This window comes from Exiguobacterium sp. R-39 (genome assembly GCF_049942815.1).
Taxonomy (GTDB): Bacteria; Bacillota; Bacilli; order Exiguobacteriales; family Exiguobacteriaceae; genus Exiguobacterium_A.
In genome coordinates, this window is sequence record NZ_CP187965.1 from 111778 (window position 1) to 128477 (window position 16700).

15 protein-coding genes are annotated in these 16700 nt (G+C 47.5%); all 15 read left to right on the forward strand.

Translation table 11 applies throughout. The features are described 5' to 3' along the window. The first annotated feature begins 129 nt into the window (after positions 1 to 129). Positions 130 to 3687 carry a DNA-directed RNA polymerase subunit beta gene (rpoB, locus tag ACP26N_RS00635; RefSeq protein WP_131504436.1) on the forward strand — a complete coding sequence of 1186 codons (3558 nt, stop codon included), beginning with the start codon at positions 130 to 132 and terminating at the stop codon, positions 3685 to 3687. Between the two features lie 20 nt (positions 3688 to 3707). Continuing rightward, positions 3708 to 7307, forward strand: a complete 3600-nt coding sequence (gene rpoC / locus ACP26N_RS00640; protein WP_114597365.1) for a DNA-directed RNA polymerase subunit beta' — start codon at positions 3708 to 3710, stop codon at positions 7305 to 7307. A gap of 80 nt (positions 7308 to 7387) precedes the next feature. Then, entirely contained in the window at positions 7388 to 7639 is a 252-nt protein-coding gene (locus ACP26N_RS00645; protein ID WP_012369003.1) for a ribosomal L7Ae/L30e/S12e/Gadd45 family protein, read from the forward strand. A gap of 125 nt (positions 7640 to 7764) precedes the next feature. Continuing rightward, positions 7765 to 8187, forward strand: coding sequence for a 30S ribosomal protein S12 (gene rpsL, locus ACP26N_RS00650; RefSeq protein WP_012369004.1), 423 nt, complete (start codon positions 7765 to 7767; stop codon positions 8185 to 8187). 49 nt (positions 8188 to 8236) lie between these two features. Next, the gene (rpsG, locus tag ACP26N_RS00655) at positions 8237 to 8707 is read left to right on the forward strand and encodes a 30S ribosomal protein S7 (RefSeq protein ID WP_012369005.1); all 471 of its coding nucleotides are present in this window, start codon (positions 8237 to 8239) and stop codon (positions 8705 to 8707) included. A gap of 124 nt (positions 8708 to 8831) precedes the next feature. Next, a complete protein-coding gene (fusA, locus tag ACP26N_RS00660) occupies positions 8832 to 10910 on the forward strand; it encodes an elongation factor G (RefSeq protein WP_114597366.1) in 2079 nt (692 codons plus the stop codon). Positions 10911 to 11027: 117 nt separating this feature from the next. Further along, a complete protein-coding gene (gene tuf, locus ACP26N_RS00665) occupies positions 11028 to 12215 on the forward strand; it encodes an elongation factor Tu (RefSeq protein WP_026834301.1) in 1188 nt (395 codons plus the stop codon). Positions 12216 to 12532: 317 nt separating this feature from the next. Then, the gene (rpsJ, locus tag ACP26N_RS00670) at positions 12533 to 12841 is read left to right on the forward strand and encodes a 30S ribosomal protein S10 (RefSeq protein WP_012369008.1); all 309 of its coding nucleotides are present in this window, start codon (positions 12533 to 12535) and stop codon (positions 12839 to 12841) included. A gap of 68 nt (positions 12842 to 12909) precedes the next feature. Beyond that, complete coding sequence (gene rplC, locus ACP26N_RS00675) at positions 12910 to 13536, forward strand: 50S ribosomal protein L3 (protein ID WP_012369009.1); 627 nt, start codon at positions 12910 to 12912, stop codon at positions 13534 to 13536. A gap of 29 nt (positions 13537 to 13565) precedes the next feature. Further along, on the forward strand, positions 13566 to 14189 hold the full coding sequence (gene rplD / locus ACP26N_RS00680; RefSeq protein ID WP_012369010.1) for a 50S ribosomal protein L4: 624 nt from the start codon (positions 13566 to 13568) through the stop codon (positions 14187 to 14189). Continuing rightward, positions 14189 to 14473 (forward strand): 50S ribosomal protein L23, encoded by a 285-nt coding sequence (rplW, locus tag ACP26N_RS00685; RefSeq protein ID WP_014969151.1) that lies wholly within the window; start codon positions 14189 to 14191, stop codon positions 14471 to 14473. Before rplD ends, rplW begins: the two co-directional genes overlap by 1 nt. Before the next feature lie 32 nt (positions 14474 to 14505). Beyond that, entirely contained in the window at positions 14506 to 15336 is an 831-nt protein-coding gene (gene rplB / locus ACP26N_RS00690; protein WP_012369012.1) for a 50S ribosomal protein L2, read from the forward strand. A 63-nt stretch (positions 15337 to 15399) separates the two neighbouring features. Continuing rightward, positions 15400 to 15678 carry a 30S ribosomal protein S19 gene (gene rpsS, locus ACP26N_RS00695; protein ID WP_012369013.1) on the forward strand — a complete coding sequence of 93 codons (279 nt, stop codon included), beginning with the start codon at positions 15400 to 15402 and terminating at the stop codon, positions 15676 to 15678. A 20-nt stretch (positions 15679 to 15698) separates the two neighbouring features. Continuing rightward, the gene (gene rplV / locus ACP26N_RS00700; RefSeq protein ID WP_012369014.1) at positions 15699 to 16031 is read left to right on the forward strand and encodes a 50S ribosomal protein L22; all 333 of its coding nucleotides are present in this window, start codon (positions 15699 to 15701) and stop codon (positions 16029 to 16031) included. 12 nt (positions 16032 to 16043) lie between these two features. Beyond that, entirely contained in the window at positions 16044 to 16700 is a 657-nt protein-coding gene (gene rpsC, locus ACP26N_RS00705) for a 30S ribosomal protein S3 (RefSeq protein WP_012369015.1), read from the forward strand.

A 16700-nucleotide genomic window follows, 5' to 3' on the forward strand; every position in this document is an offset into this window, starting at 1 on the left:
TCTCGACTACAGATGATTGAGTAGACAAGACGTCGCTTTTTTGCGCTTATCGGTCAAAAAATGGCTTCAATGTTCGATATTACACCCGTCCTTCTCAAGAAGAAGAACTGGGTCTGAGAGGTGAATCAGTTGACTGGTCAACTTGTTCAGTACGGTCGTCACCGTCAGAGAAGAAGCTATGCACGTATCAGCGAAGTTTTAGAACTTCCAAACCTTATTGAGATTCAAACGAATTCATACGAATGGTTCCTACGGGAAGGTCTTCGTGAGATGTTTCATGATATCTCGCCGATTTCCGACTTCACAGGAAATCTCGTATTAGAATTCATCGACTACTCGCTCGGAGAGCCGAAGTATTCGATTGATGAATCAAAAGAGCGCGATGTGACCTATTCGGCACCACTACGCGTAAAAGTCCGTCTTCAAAACAAAGAGACGGGTGAATTGAAGGAACAAGAAGTCTTTATGGGTGACTTCCCGCTTATGACGGAGTCGGGAACATTCATTATTAATGGTGCGGAACGAGTTATCGTTTCCCAGCTTGTTCGTTCGCCAAGTGTGTATTACAACAATAAGTTAGATAAAAACGGTAAACGTGGATTTTCGGCAACGGTCATCCCGAACCGTGGAGCATGGCTCGAACTTGAGACAGATGCGAAGGATATCGTATACGTCCGAATCGACCGCACGCGTAAGATTCCAGTAACGGTTCTTTTACGTGCTCTTGGTTTCGGTACGGATCAGGAAATCATCGATCTCCTTGGAGATGATGAGTACCTCCGTAACTCCCTTGAAAAAGATAATACAGAAACAACGGAAAAAGCCCTCATTGAAATTTATGAGCGTCTGCGTCCGGGAGAGCCACCGACTGTCGAAAATGCGAAAGCACTTCTCGTGTCACGGTTCTTTGACCCGAAACGTTATGATTTGGCAAACGTTGGTCGTTATAAAATCAACAAAAAACTTCATCTGAAGAATCGTCTGTTCGGGCAGAAACTTGCGGAAACGCTTGTCGATCCGGAAACAGGGGAAGTGATCGCAGAAGAAGGAACGGTTCTTGACCGTCGCATGCTCGACAAAGTCTTGCCATTCCTTGAAGGATCTGTCGGTTACATCGAAGCGACGCCAACTGGCGGCGTAACGCAAGGCGAAGCCTTCAACTTACAGTCGATCAAGGTGTTCGCACCGGACGATGCTGAAGGTGAACGCATCATCAATATCATCGGTAACGGTAACATCGATCGTGACATCAAGCACATCACGCCTGCTGACATGATTGCTGCCATCAACTATTTCTTCAACTTGTTGCATGAAGTAGGAACGACAGACGATATCGACCACCTCGGTAACCGTCGTCTCCGTTCAGTCGGTGAATTGCTCCAAAACCAGTTCCGGATCGGGCTTTCCCGTATGGAACGTGTCGTCAAGGAGCGGATGTCGATTCAAGACCAGAATGCGATCACGCCACAGGCATTGATCAACATTCGTCCTGTTATCGCATCGATTAAAGAGTTCTTCGGTAGCTCGCAGTTATCACAGTTCATGGACCAAACGAACCCGCTTGCGGAATTGACGCACAAACGTCGTCTATCTGCACTTGGACCCGGTGGTCTCACACGTGAGCGTGCCGGCTTTGAAGTCCGAGATGTTCACTACTCGCATTATTCCCGTATGTGTCCGATTGAAACGCCTGAGGGTCCGAACATCGGGCTGATCAACTCACTGTCTTCGTTCGCGAAAGTCAATGAGTATGGTTTCATCGAAGCGCCATACCGTCGTGTCGATCCGGAAACGGGTGTCGTCACGAATGAAATTCACTACATGACGGCCGACGAAGAGGATCTCTACGTCGTCGCACAGGCAAACATGTTGTTGACGGAAGAGAAGACGTTCCAAGATACACACGTCTTGTCACGTTTCCGCGGACAAAACTTGTCTGTCGAACCAGCTCGTGTCGACTACATGGACGTTTCACCGAAACAGGTTGTTTCGGCAGCGACGGCATGTATCCCGTTCTTAGAGAACGATGACTCGAACCGTGCCCTCATGGGAGCGAACATGCAACGTCAGGCCGTACCTCTTCTTGATCCGGAATCACCGATTGTCGGTACCGGAATGGAGTACGTGTCTGCAAAAGACTCAGGTGCTGCTGTTGTTGCAAAACATTCAGGTATCGCTGAGCGTGTAACGGCCCGTGAAATCCTTGTCCGTCGTACGACGGAAGTCGATGGTAACATCGTTCAGGGAGAACTTGACCGTTACAAAATCCAGAAATTCATCCGTTCTAACCAAGGAACGTGCTATAACCAAAAACCAATTATCAAAGTAGGCGATCCTGTCGATAAAGGCGAGATCCTTGCAGATGGTCCATCGATGGACGGTGGGGAACTTGCGCTTGGTCGTAACGTACTCGTCGGTTTCATGACATGGGATGGTTACAACTACGAGGATGCTGTCATCATGAGCGAACGTCTCGTGAAAGACGACGTCTACACGTCGATCCACATTGAAGAATATGAGTGTGAATCACGTGATACAAAACTCGGACCGGAAGAGATCACGCGTGACATTCCAAACGTCGGTGACGACGCCCTGAAAAACCTCGACGACCGCGGAATCATCCGTGTCGGTGCTGAAGTTAAAGACGGGGATATCCTGGTCGGTAAAGTTACACCTAAGGGCGTAACGGAATTGACAGCTGAAGAACGCCTGCTTCATGCAATCTTCGGTGAAAAAGCACGTGAAGTTCGTGATACGTCACTTCGTGTTCCACACGGCGGAGACGGAATCATCCTTGACGTGAAAATCTTCGATCGTGATAACGGCGACGAACTGTCACCTGGTGTCAACCAGTTGATCCGTGCGTACATCGTTCAGAAGCGTAAGATTCACGAAGGAGATAAAATGGCGGGACGTCACGGTAACAAAGGTGTTATCTCACGTATCCTGCCTGAAGAAGACATGCCGTACATGCCAGACGGCACACCAATCGACATCATGTTGAATCCACTTGGTGTACCATCACGGATGAACATCGGGCAGTTGCTCGAACTTCACCTTGGTATGGCTGCACGCCAACTCGGAATCAAAGTTGCATCGCCGGTATTCGATGGTGCACGTGAGGAAGATGTTTGGGCAACGATTGAAGAGGCCGGTATGGACCGCGACGCTAAAACGATCCTTTATGATGGACGTTCTGGTGAAGCCTTCGATAACCGCATCTCGGTTGGTGTCATGTATATGATCAAACTCGCCCACATGGTCGATGATAAACTTCACGCACGTTCGACGGGTCCTTACTCGCTCGTTACGCAGCAGCCGCTCGGTGGTAAAGCCCAGTTCGGTGGACAGCGTTTCGGTGAGATGGAAGTATGGGCACTGGAAGCATACGGTGCCGCTTATACGCTCCAAGAGATCCTGACAATCAAGTCCGATGATACAATCGGTCGTGTTAAAGCATATGAAGCGATCGTTAAAGGCGAAAATGTACCACAACCGGGCGTGCCGGAATCGTTCCGAGTCCTCATTAAAGAGCTTCAATCCCTTGGTATGGATGTTAAGATGATGTCTGCCGAAGATGAAGAGATCGAAATGAAAGACGACGACGACGACAACATCCCGAACGCGACTCCAGCACTCGAAGAAGTTCAAGCGCCTGTCGCACCAGTTGTTACTGAAGAGGAATAAGCGAAAGGGAGGTCCACCCCTTGGTAGATGTTAATAGATTTGAATATATGAAAATCGGCCTCGCTTCCCCTGAAAAGATCCGTTCGTGGTCTTTCGGGGAAGTGAAGAAGCCGGAAACGATCAACTATCGTACGCTCAAGCCAGAGAAAGACGGCTTGTTCTGTGAACGGATTTTTGGTCCAACAAAAGACTGGGAATGTTACTGCGGGAAATACAAACGGATTCGTTATAAAGGAATCATTTGTGACCGTTGTGGTGTTGAAGTAACCAAGTCGAAAGTCCGTCGTGAGCGCATGGGTCACATTGAACTTGCAGCACCGGTTTCGCACATCTGGTACTTTAAAGGAATCCCAAGTCGTATGGGTCTCGTCCTTGATATGTCACCGCGTGCACTCGAAGAGATCATTTACTTCGCGTCGTACGTCGTAACGGATCCGGGCGAATCGACACTCGAGAAGAAACAACTTCTTTCAGAAAAAGAGTACCGCGCCTATCGCGAGAAATTCGGTAGTTCGTTTACCGCTGAAATGGGTGCGGAAGCAGTTCGTAAATTGCTCCGTGACGTTGAACTCGAAAAAGAAGTAGCCGGCTTACGTGAAGATCTTCGAATGATTCAAGGACAACGTCGTACACGTGCGATTAAACGTCTTGAAGTCCTCGATGCTTTCCGCAACTCAGGCAACAATCCGGAGTGGATGGTTCTTGAAGTATTACCGGTCATCCCGCCGGAACTCCGTCCGATGGTCCAGCTTGATGGTGGACGTTTCGCGACATCTGACTTAAACGACTTATACCGTCGTGTCATCAACCGTAACAACCGTCTCAAGCGTCTTCTTGACCTTGGCGCTCCGAACATCATCGTTCAGAATGAAAAACGGATGTTGCAAGAAGCGGTCGATGCCTTGATCGATAACGGTCGTCGCGGTCGTCCGGTTACTGGACCGGGTAACCGTCCATTAAAATCTCTTTCACACATGCTGAAAGGGAAACAAGGACGTTTCCGTCAAAACTTACTCGGTAAACGAGTCGACTATTCTGGTCGTTCGGTTATCGTCGTTGGTCCAAACCTGAAGATGTATCAATGTGGTCTTCCGAAAGAAATGGCCCTTGAACTCTTCAAACCGTTTGTCATGAAAGAGCTTGTCTCACGTGGCATCGCACCAAACATCAAGAGTGCAAAACGGAAAATCGAACGTGTTCAACCTGAAATTTGGGACGTCTTAGAAGAAGTCATCCGTGAGCATCCGGTTCTCTTGAACCGTGCCCCGACACTTCACCGTCTCGGTATCCAGGCGTTCGAACCGACACTCGTCGAAGGTCGCGCGATTCGTCTGCACCCACTCGTATGTACGGCTTACAACGCCGATTTCGATGGTGACCAAATGGCGGTTCACGTACCACTTTCAGCAGAAGCCCAAGCAGAAGCCCGTCTTCTCATGCTCGCTGCACAAAACATCTTGAACCCGAAAGACGGTAAGCCTGTTGTTACACCATCGCAGGATATGGTCCTCGGTAACTACTACCTGACGCTTGAGCGTGAAAACGCGATCGGCGAAGGGAAAACATTCTCGACGGTGAACGAAGCATTGATTGCCTACCAAAACGGGTATGTCCACTTCCACACACGTGTTGCGATTCCGGCCGGCGTTCTGAAGAACCCGACATTTACGGAAGCGCAAAACGAGAAGTTACTGGTTACGACGGTCGGTAAGTTGATCTTCAACGAGATCCTCCCAACGACGTTCCCATACTTGAATGAACCATCGATGAACAATCTGCAGGAAGCAACGCCTGATCAGTACTTCCTTGAAAAAGGAACGGATATCGCGGCTGAAATTAAGAGCCGTCCGATCATCGAACCATTCAAAAAAGGATTCCTCGGAAATGTCATCGCAGAAGTCTTCAAGCGTTTTGAAACGACTGAGACGAGCCGCATGCTTGACCGAATGAAAAACCTTGGTTTCAAACACTCGACACGTGCGGGTATTACGGTTGGTATCGCTGATATCATCGTACTTCCGGATAAACAGGAAATCCTGGTCGAGGCACAAGATAATGTTGACCGCGTTATGAAATCGTATCGCCGTGGTCTCATCACAGAAGAAGAGCGCTATGAGCGTGTCGTTAAATCGTGGAATGACGCGAAGGATGAAATTCAGTCTCGTCTGATGAAATCCCTCAACCGTTTGAACCCGATCTTCATGATGAGTGACTCTGGTGCCCGTGGTAACGCATCAAACTTTACGCAGCTTGCAGGGATGCGTGGACTCATGGCCGCTCCAAGTGGACGGATCATCGAGCTCCCGATCAAATCTTCGTTCCGTGAGGGTCTGACGGTTCAGGAATACTTCATCTCGACGCACGGTGCCCGTAAAGGTCTTGCCGATACAGCCTTGAAGACTGCCGATTCAGGTTACCTGACTCGTCGTCTCGTTGACGTCGCGCAAGATGTTATCATTCGCGAAGATGATTGTGGAACGGATCGTGGTATCCGTGTTACAGCACTCCGCGAAGGAACGGAAGAAATCGAAAACCTCTACGACCGACTCGTTGGCCGTACGGCGTTCGAAAAAGTCGTTCACCCAGAAACAGGAGCAGTCCTCGTTTCAACAAACGAACTCATCGACGAAGATATCGCGCGTGCCATCACGGACGCAGGCATTGACAATGTTGAGATTCGTACAGCCTTCACTTGTAATACAAGTCATGGTGTCTGTAAGAAATGTTACGGACGTAACCTTGCGACTGGTAACGACGTCGAAGTCGGCGAAGCAGTCGGAATCATCGCGGCACAATCAATCGGTGAGCCAGGAACGCAGCTTACAATGCGTACCTTCCACACAGGTGGGGTTGCCGGAGACGATATCACACAAGGTCTCCCGCGTATCCAGGAATTGTTCGAGGCCCGTAACCCGAAAGGTCAAGCGGTCATCTCGGAAATCGACGGACAAGTCATCGACTTTACGGAGTCGCGTGATAAGCGTGAGTTGACGATTCAAGGTCTGAGCGAAACACGGACATACACGATTCCTTTCGGATCACGTCTTCGTGTTCAACTCGGTGAAGAAGTTGTAGCCGGACAAGTGTTCACAGAGGGTTCAATCGACCCGAAAGAACTCTTGAACGTCAAAGGTGTATCAGGCGTACAGAACTATCTTCTTCAAGAAGTTCAAAAAGTATACCGGATGCAAGGGGTTGAGATCGGTGACAAGCACGTCGAGGTCATGGTACGTCAGATGATCCGTCGCGTCCGCGTCATCGAGTCTGGTGAGACATCACTCTTACCAGGTTCGCTAGTCGATATCAGCACATTTAAAGAAGCATGTAAAGAAGCGCTCCGTGCCGGTAAAGCACTCGCTTCGGCTAAACCAGTTCTCCTCGGTATCACTAAAGCGTCGCTTGAGACGGATTCGTTCCTATCAGCTGCTTCGTTCCAGGAAACTACTCGTGTCCTTACGGATGCGGCAATTAAAGGGAAGAGCGACTACCTTCGCGGCTTGAAAGAGAACGTTATTATCGGTAAACTTGTTCCAGCTGGTACAGGAATGACACGTTACCGTCAAATCGGTCTCGAGATTGCAGGCGAAGCACCTGTAGAAGCAGATTCTCCTGTAGAATAAAACGCCTTGACACGCCGGTATGGCGGTGCTACTATGATATAGTGTTGCCAACCGGCTGTGTTATTTTGGAGGATATCTTCATGTCTTACAAAAAAGTAGTCGGCGCAGATTTGAAGTTTGTCGGTCAAAAGCAAACGCTCAAAGCATTGCGATCTGGCAAGGCGTCGGAAGTGATCATCGCAGATGACGCAGATGAACACGTAAAGCAAGCATTGCTCGATGCGGCGAAACAAGCAAACGTTCCAGTCGTGAACGTTCCTTCTAAGCTTGAGCTTGGTAAGGCTTGTGGAATCGACGTTGCAGCAACTGCTGTTGCTATTAAGAAAGTTTGATAATACGTTTTGTGTGGCGATGGAATGCCTGAGCCACGCAAAACGTTTCATTATGACTTTCGATGAACCACCCGGCTCGGTGGTTTTGAAACTTGTCATGAATTCAGGAAGGGAGGATCTCAAAGATGCCTACTATCAACCAATTAGTCCGTAAAGGACGTCAATCAAAAGTTGTGAAATCAGATTCGCCAGCGCTGAACAAAGGGTACAACAGCTTTATCAAAGCTCGTACTGACATCAGCTCACCACAAAAACGTGGTGTTTGTACTCGTGTAGGTACAATGACTCCGAAGAAACCGAACTCGGCTCTTCGTAAGTACGCACGTGTACGTTTAACGAACACAATGGAAGTAACAGCTTACATCCCAGGTATCGGCCACAACTTGCAAGAACACAGTGTTGTTCTTATTCGCGGCGGTCGTGTAAAAGACTTACCAGGGGTACGTTACCACATCGTTCGTGGTGCACTCGATACAGCTGGAGTTGACGGCCGTATGCAAGGTCGTTCGAAATATGGTACTAAACGTCCAAAAGCAGCAAAAAAATAATCTAGATATCAGAAGATATCACCTCACTATATGAAAGGAGGGACTCGGAATGCCACGTAAAGGTCAAGTAGAACGCCGTGATGTAATGGCTGATCCGATCTACAACTCTAAACTCGTTACCCGCCTTATCAACCGTCTTATGTTAGATGGTAAAAAAGGTACTGCTCAACAAATCTTATACAAAGCTTTTGAAGCTATCGCTGAACGTTCAGGTCGCGATGCAATGGAAGTTTTTGAAGAGGCGATGAACAACATCATGCCAGTTCTTGAAGTTAAAGCACGCCGTGTAGGTGGAGCTAACTATCAAGTTCCTGTCGAAGTCCGCCCTGAGCGCCGTACGACACTTGCACTTCGTTACCTCGTGAACTACTCACGTCTCCGTAACGAAAAAACAATGGATGCTCGTCTTGCTAACGAAATCATGGACGCTGCAAACAACACTGGTGCTTCAGTTAAGAAGCGCGAAGATATGCACAAAATGGCGGAAGCGAACAAAGCGTTTGCTCACTACCGCTGGTAAATCCGGGATCAACCACCTCATCTATGCCATTTTGTATGGAAATATGAGGTGGCTTTCGGGTATAGTCATGACGTGTGGCAACACACGGACACTAAACTAAAATGCGAAAGGAGAATGTTTAAAGATGGCAAGAGAATTCTCCCTTAAGAACACCCGTAATATCGGAATCATGGCCCACATCGATGCTGGTAAAACAACAACGACTGAGCGTATCCTCTATTATACGGGTCGTATCCACAAGATTGGTGAAACGCACGAAGGTGCTTCACAGATGGACTGGATGGAGCAAGAGCAAGAACGTGGAATCACGATTACATCTGCAGCAACAACTGCACAATGGAAAGGTAACCGCGTAAACATCATCGATACACCTGGACACGTAGACTTCACTGTTGAAGTTGAACGTTCACTCCGTGTACTTGATGGTGCGGTAGCAGTACTTGATGCTCAGTCTGGTGTTGAGCCACAAACTGAGACAGTATGGCGCCAAGCTACAACTTACGGCGTACCACGTATCGTTTTCGTTAACAAAATGGATAAAATCGGTGCAGACTTCCTGTACTCGGTTGGAACGCTTCGCGACCGCCTTCAAGCTAACGCACACGCAATCCAAATCCCGATCGGCGCAGAAGATGAATTCAAAGGAATCATCGACCTCGTTGAAAAGAAAACATACATGTACGGTAACGACCTCGGTACTGATATCGAAGAAACTGACGGTTTCCCTGCAGAATTCGCAGAAGAAGCTGAAGAACTTCGTGCATCATTAATCGAAGCAGTTGCAGATTACGAAGAAGAAATGATGATGAAATACCTCGAGGGCGAGGAAATCACAATTGAAGAGCTTAAAGCGGGTATCCGTAAAGCGACTCTTACAGTAGATTTCTACCCAGTTCTCGTTGGTTCGGCATTCAAGAACAAAGGTGTTCAGCTTATGCTTGACGCAGTTCTTGATTACCTCCCATCACCAGTCGACGTAAAAGCAATCACAGGGATTAACATGGATACAGAAGAAGAGATCATTCGTGAGTCAACTGACGAAGCGCCATTCTCTGCACTTGCATTCAAAGTTATGACTGACCCGTATGTTGGTAAATTGACGTTCTTCCGTGTGTACTCTGGTACAGCTTCGGCAGGATCTTACGTCAAGAACTCAACAAAAGGGAAACGTGAGCGTCTTGGACGTATCCTTCAAATGCACGCGAACAGCCGTGAGGAGATCCCAATGGTCTTCGCTGGTGACATCGCAGCAGCTGTAGGTCTTAAAGATACTACTACTGGAGATACGCTTTGTGCAGAGAAAGACAACGTCGTTCTCGAATCAATGACATTCCCAGAACCAGTTATCTCGGTCGCAATCGAACCAAAAACGAAAGCTGACCAAGATAAAATGGGTCAAGCACTCGCTAAGCTTGCTGAAGAGGATCCAACATTCCGCACGGAAACAAACCCAGAGACTGGTCAAACGATCATCTCAGGTATGGGTGAGCTTCACCTCGACATCATCGTTGACCGTATGCGTCGCGAATTTAAAGTCGAAGCAAATGTTGGTGCTCCACAAGTAGCTTACCGTGAAACGATTCGCCAAGCGGCGAAAATCGATTCTAAGTTTGCTCGTCAATCAGGTGGTCGTGGTCAGTATGGTCACGTCGTCGTAGAATTCGAGCCAAACGAAGAAGGTGCTGGCTTTGAGTTCAACAACAAAATCGTCGGTGGTGTTGTTCCACGTGAATACATCCCAGCGGTTGAACACGGAATCGAAGAAGCGCTTCAAAACGGTATCCTTGCTGGTTATCCAGTAGTTGACGTTAAAGCGGCACTCGTTTTCGGATCGTACCACGATGTCGACTCAAACGAGATGGCATTTAAAATCGCGGCTTCAATGGCCGTCAAACAACTTAAAGATAAGAGCGGCGCTGTTATCCTTGAGCCAATGATGAAAGTTGAAATCGTTATCCCAGATGAATACATGGGAGATATCATGGGTGATGTTACATCACGCCGTGGACGCGTTGAAGGTATGGAAGCTCGCGGGAACGCTCAAGTCGTTCGTTCGATGATTCCACTTTCAGAGATGTTCGGTTACGCTACTGGTCTTCGTTCACGCACACAAGGTCGCGGAACGTACTCGATGCACTTCGATCACTATGAAGAAGTACCGAAATCAGTTGCTGAAGAAATCATCAAAAAAGCAAACGGCTAATCCTTCACAGGTTGTCACGCTTTTATGATTAGTGTAAGCTAAGGAAGGTGTACGTTATTCGACGATTCACCTTCCTAGTTATAAAATATTATTAGACACATAGAGGAGGAATTCAGAATGGGTAAAGAAAAATTCGACCGTTCTAAACCGCACGTTAACGTTGGTACAATTGGCCACGTCGACCACGGTAAAACAACTTTAACAGCAGCTATCTCAGCTGTACTTGCAAAAGCACAAGGTAAAGCTGCAACTAAGTTTGACCAAATCGATGGTGCTCCAGAAGAGCGCGAGCGCGGTATCACTATCGCAACAGCTCACATCGAGTACGAAACAGAAAAACGCCACTATGCACACGTTGACTGCCCAGGTCACGCTGACTATGTTAAAAACATGATCACTGGTGCTGCACAAATGGACGGCGCGATCCTCGTTGTTTCTGCAACTGATGGTCCAATGCCACAAACACGTGAGCACATCCTGCTTTCACGTCAAGTAGGTGTTCCTTTCATCGTAGTATTCATGAACAAAGTCGACATGGTTGACGACGAAGAGCTTCTTGAACTCGTTGAAATGGAAATCCGCGAACTTCTTTCTGAGTACGACTTCCCAGGCGATGACCTCCCAGTTATCCAAGGATCTGCTCTCGGCGCGCTTAACGGCGAAGCTAAATGGGAAGAAAAAATCATGGAACTCATGACAGCTGTTGATGAGTACATCCCTGAGCCAACTCGTGACACTGAAAAAGACTTCATGATGCCAGTTGAGGATGTTTTCTCAATCACTGGTCGTGGTACAGTAGCTACTGGCCGCGTTGAGCGTGGAGTTCTTAAAGTCAACGACGAAGTTGAAATCGTTGGTCTTCACGAAGAAACTAAAAAATCAGTATGTACTGGTGTAGAGATGTTCCGTAAGCTTCTTGACTATGCTGAAGCTGGCGACAACATCGGAGCACTTCTCCGTGGTGTATCACGTGATGACATCGAGCGTGGACAAGTTCTCGCGAAACCAAACACAATCACACCGCACAAAACTTTCAAAGCGCAAGTTTACATCCTTTCAAAAGAAGAGGGTGGCCGTCACACGCCATTCTTCGGTAACTACCGTCCACAGTTCTACTTCCGTACAACTGACGTAACTGGTATGTGCCAACTTCCTGAAGGAACTGAAATGGTAATGCCTGGGGACAACATCGAATTGACTGTTGAACTCATCGCGCCAATCGCTCTTGAAAAAGAAACTCGTTTCTCAATCCGTGAAGGTGGCCGTACAGTAGGCGCTGGATCAGTAACAGAAATCGTTGAGTAATTTTTAAGACAAAAAGGTCTTCCGTCTCCCGTGACGGAAGGCCTTTTTTCATTTCTTTCAAAACAGTCTTGCAACATGGTCAGACATCTTATATACTGAGGAAAGTGTTTGTGCGAGTGGTGAGAGACTTGAAAACAAATTCTATTTTATTTTACTTGCTTTCTAGCTTGGAATTAAGTAAACTAGTATATGTTGGTCACAAACACAACGCGATGAAGCGGGAGGTTATGACACACCAGGCGGCATTGCCATGGCTAGTGTGGAAATTTCCGCGGAGAATGTCTATTTACAAAATAGGCGAAAAGGAGGGAAACAACATGGCAAATGAAAAAATTCGGATCCGTTTGAAAGCATACGATCACCGCGTGCTTGATCAATCGGCTGAGAAAATTGTCGAAACAGCAAAACGTTCTGGTGCTACTGTATCTGGTCCGATCCCACTCCCAACGGAGAAAGCGATCTACACAGTACTTCGTGCCGTTCACAAGTACAAAGATGCTCGTGAGCAGTTCGAAATGCGTACACACAAACGTTTGATCGACATCGTTAACCCAACACCGAAAACAGTTGATGCGCTTATGCGTCTTGAACTTCCATCGGGCGTTGACATCGAAATCAAACTTTAATTTTTCTTCTATAAATAGTTGATACTAGCCAGAAGATCAAAATCATTCAATATTAGGAGGTGTATCTCATGGCTAAAGGAATCTTAGGAACTAAACTCGGTATGACACAAATCTTCAACGAGTCAGGCGAAGTAGTACCAGTTACTGTTGTTTCAGTAGAGGGTAACGTTGTTCTTCAATTGAAGACAATGGAAGTGGACGGTTACGAAGCAGTCCAACTCGGCTTTGGTGATATCAAAGAAGGTCGTCAAAACAAACCGCAAAAAGGTCACGCAGCGAAAGCTAGTGCGACACCTAAGCGCTTCATTAAAGAAATCCGTACATCTGTAACAGATTTCGAAATCGGTCAAGAGATTAAAGCAGATACTTTCGCTGCAGGCGAAATGGTTGATGTAACAGGTACGTCGAAAGGTAAAGGTTTCGCTGGAGCAATCAAGCGTCACAACCAATCACGTGGTCCAATGGCTCACGGTTCGCGTTACCACCGTCGCCCAGGTTCAATGGGTCCTGTCGCTCCAAACCGTGTATTCAAAGGGAAATTGCTCCCAGGACGCATGGGTGGAGAGCAAGTCACTGTTCAAAACCTTGAAATCGTAAAAGTTGATGTAGAACGCGGCTTACTCCTCGTCAAGGGTGCTATCCCAGGCGCACGTAAGAGCCAAGTTGTCGTCAAAACTGCGGTAAAAGGCAACTAATTTGTTTGCAAGGAAAGGAGGAATAACGAATGCCTAAAGTAGCTTTGCTTAACCAAACAGGTACACAAGTTGGAGACATCGAGTTGGCAGATGCCGTTTTCGGAATCGAGCCAAACGAAGCAGTCGTATACGATGCAATCGTCATGCAACAAGCTTCACGTCGCCAAGGTACACATGATACAAAAGGTCGCTCGGAAGTTCGCGGTGGCGGCCGTAAACCATGGAAACAAAAAGGTACTGGTCGTGCACGCCAAGGTTCGATCCGTTCGCCACAATGGGTTGGCGGTGGAACAGTCTTCGGTCCAACACCACGTTCGTACGCTTATAAACTTCCTAAAAAGGTTCGTCGTCTCGCATTACGTTCAGCACTTTCTTCGAAAGTCGCTAACAACGAGTTCATCGTTCTTGAAGGATTGACAATCGATGCTCCGAAAACGAAAGATATGATTTCGGTCTTCGCTGCTCTTTCAATCGAACGTAAAGTCCTCGTCGTTACTGCTGATTACAACGAGACAGTCGTTCTTTCAACACGCAACATTCCTGGTGTCACAGTCGTTGACGCTGCTGGAGTAAACGTCCTTGATCTTGTCGCACACGACAAAGTCATCTTCACGAAGGATGCTGTTGCGAGAGTAGAGGAGGTGCTTGCATAATGGCAAACGCACACGACATTATCAAACGTCCTGTAATTACTGAACGCTCAGTGAACCAAATGGCTGAGAAAAAGTACACGTTCGAAGTAGACGTAAAGGCATCTAAGCCACAAATCAAAGATGCAGTTGAAGCGATCTTCGGCGTTAAAGTTGAAAAAATCAACACACTTATCTCAAAACCAAAAGCAAAACGCGTAGGTCGTCACGCTGGTTACACAGCACGCCGCAAAAAAGCGGTCGTCACGCTTACTGCAGATAGCAAAGAACTCGATTACCTCGGTTAATCGGTACTCTGTAGAAAAGGAGGGAACTCTCGATGGGAATTAAAAAGTTTAAACCGACCACTAACGGTCGTCGTAATATGACTGCGCTTGACTTTGCTGAGATTACGGCTTCACGTCCTGAAAAATCGTTAACTGAAAAGCTTTCGAAAAAGGGCGGACGTAACAACCAAGGTCGCTTGACAGTACGTCACCAAGGTGGCGGACACAAACGTAAATACCGTATCATCGACTTCAAACGGAACAAGGATGGCATCGCTGGCCGTATCGCTACAATCGAGTACGATCCGAACCGCTCTGCAAACATCGCTCTTGTCCACTACATCGATGGTGAAAAACGCTACATCCTCGCACCTAAAGGATTGAAAGTTGACATGCAAGTCATGTCAGGAGTTGAGGCTGACATTAAAGTCGGTAACGCTCTTCCACTTTCAAACATCCCAGTTGGTACATTGATCCACAACATCGAACTTAAGCCAGGTAAAGGTGGTCAGCTCGTTCGTTCAGCTGGTACTTCTGCTCAGCTTCTCGGTAAAGATGGTAAATACGCGATCGTTCGTCTCCAATCAGGCGAAACACGTATGATCCTTGCTACTTGCCGTGCAACAGTCGGCGCTGTCGGTAATGAAGAGCACGAGCTCGTCAATATCGGTAAAGCTGGTCGTTCACGCTGGCTCGGAAAACGTCCTACAGTTCGTGGTTCTGTAATGAACCCAGTTGATCACCCACACGGTGGTGGTGAAGGACGTGCTCCAATCGGTCGTTCGGGCCCACTTACTCCTTGGGGTAAACCGGCACTCGGATACAAAACTCGTAAGAAAAACAAAGCGAGCGATAAATATATCGTCCGTCGTTCTAAAAAATAATTACGTGATTTTCGAACGGTTCGCAGGAACCGTTCCTGAATCATGCCAAAGGGAGGTACAACTATGGGTCGCAGCTTGAAAAAAGGTCCATTTGCAGATCACCATTTGCTCGCTAAGGTTGATAAAGCCAACGAAGCTGGTGACAAGCATGTTATCAAAACTTGGTCACGCCGTTCTACAATCTTCCCAGAGTTCATCGGTCACACGATCGCTGTCTACGATGGTCGTAAACACGTACCGGTTTACGTGACAGAAGATATGGTCGGTCACAAACTTGGTGAATTCGCGCCAACACGTTCTTACAAAGGACATGCTGGAAACGATAAGAAGACTAAACGTTAATCTGAGGGGAGGTACTCATTATGCAATCAAAAGCATCGGCTAATATGGTTCGCATTGCTCCTCGTAAGGCACGTCTAGTAGTAGACTTAATCCGCGGGAAGCAAATCGGTGAAGCACTTTCGATTCTTGCTTACACGAACAAGGCAGCAACGCCAATCGTTGAGAAAGTATTGAAATCGGCAATCGCGAACGCTGAGCACAACTTCGACATGAACATCGAAAACCTCGTAGTAACAGAGGCTTACGTCAACGAAGGTCCAACGCTCAAACGTTTCCGCCCACGTGCAATGGGTCGCGCAAGCCGCATCAACAAACGTACGAGCCACGTTCACATCGTGGTATCTGAAAAATAAGGAGGGATTACCGTGGGTCAGAAGATTAACCCAACTGGTCTTCGCGTAGGTATCATCAAAGACTGGGAATCACGTTGGTTCGCAGATAAAGACTATGCTGATCTCCTTCATGAAGACTACGTAGTTCGTGAATATATCGAAAAACGTCTTAAAGACGCTAGTGTCTCTAAAGTTGAAATCGAGCGCGCAGCAAACCGCTTGAACATCTCACTTCACACTGCTAAGCCGGGTATGGTTATCGGTAAAGGCGGTTCTGAAATCGAAACACTTCGTACAGACATCACTAACCTTGCAAAAGGCAAACGCGTTCACGTTAACGTCGTTGAAGTGAAAAACCCGGATGCAGTTGCTAAACTTGTCGCTGAGAACATCGCACGCCAACTTGAAGGCCGTGTATCGTTCCGTCGTGCAATGAAGCAATCAATCCAACGCTCGATGCGTTCAGGTATCAAAGGAATCAAGACTGAAGTTTCTGGTCGTCTTGGCGGCGCTGATATCGCTCGTTCAGAGAAGTATTCAGAAGGAACAGTTCCACTTCATACACTCCGTGCAGACATCGATTACGGTACTGCTGAAGCTGATACAACTTACGGCAAAATTGGCGTAAAAGTATGGCTCCACCACGGTGAAGTGCTTCCTACGAAAAAAGCAGCATCTAACGAACAATAA

Coding starts and splice junctions, on each gene's coding strand:
- ACP26N_RS00645 (WP_012369003.1), top strand. CDS start 7,388: ATGTCTTACAAAAAAGTAGTCGGCGCAGATTTGAAGTTTGTCGGTCAA.
- rpsL (WP_012369004.1), top strand. CDS start 7,765: ATGCCTACTATCAACCAATTAGTCCGTAAAGGACGTCAATCAAAAGTT.
- rpsG (WP_012369005.1), top strand. CDS start 8,237: ATGCCACGTAAAGGTCAAGTAGAACGCCGTGATGTAATGGCTGATCCG.
- fusA (WP_114597366.1), top strand. CDS start 8,832: ATGGCAAGAGAATTCTCCCTTAAGAACACCCGTAATATCGGAATCATG.
- tuf (WP_026834301.1), top strand. CDS start 11,028: ATGGGTAAAGAAAAATTCGACCGTTCTAAACCGCACGTTAACGTTGGT.
- rpsJ (WP_012369008.1), top strand. CDS start 12,533: ATGGCAAATGAAAAAATTCGGATCCGTTTGAAAGCATACGATCACCGC.
- rplC (WP_012369009.1), top strand. CDS start 12,910: ATGGCTAAAGGAATCTTAGGAACTAAACTCGGTATGACACAAATCTTC.
- rplD (WP_012369010.1), top strand. CDS start 13,566: ATGCCTAAAGTAGCTTTGCTTAACCAAACAGGTACACAAGTTGGAGAC.
- rplW (WP_014969151.1), top strand. CDS start 14,189: ATGGCAAACGCACACGACATTATCAAACGTCCTGTAATTACTGAACGC.
- rplB (WP_012369012.1), top strand. CDS start 14,506: ATGGGAATTAAAAAGTTTAAACCGACCACTAACGGTCGTCGTAATATG.
- rpsS (WP_012369013.1), top strand. CDS start 15,400: ATGGGTCGCAGCTTGAAAAAAGGTCCATTTGCAGATCACCATTTGCTC.
- rplV (WP_012369014.1), top strand. CDS start 15,699: ATGCAATCAAAAGCATCGGCTAATATGGTTCGCATTGCTCCTCGTAAG.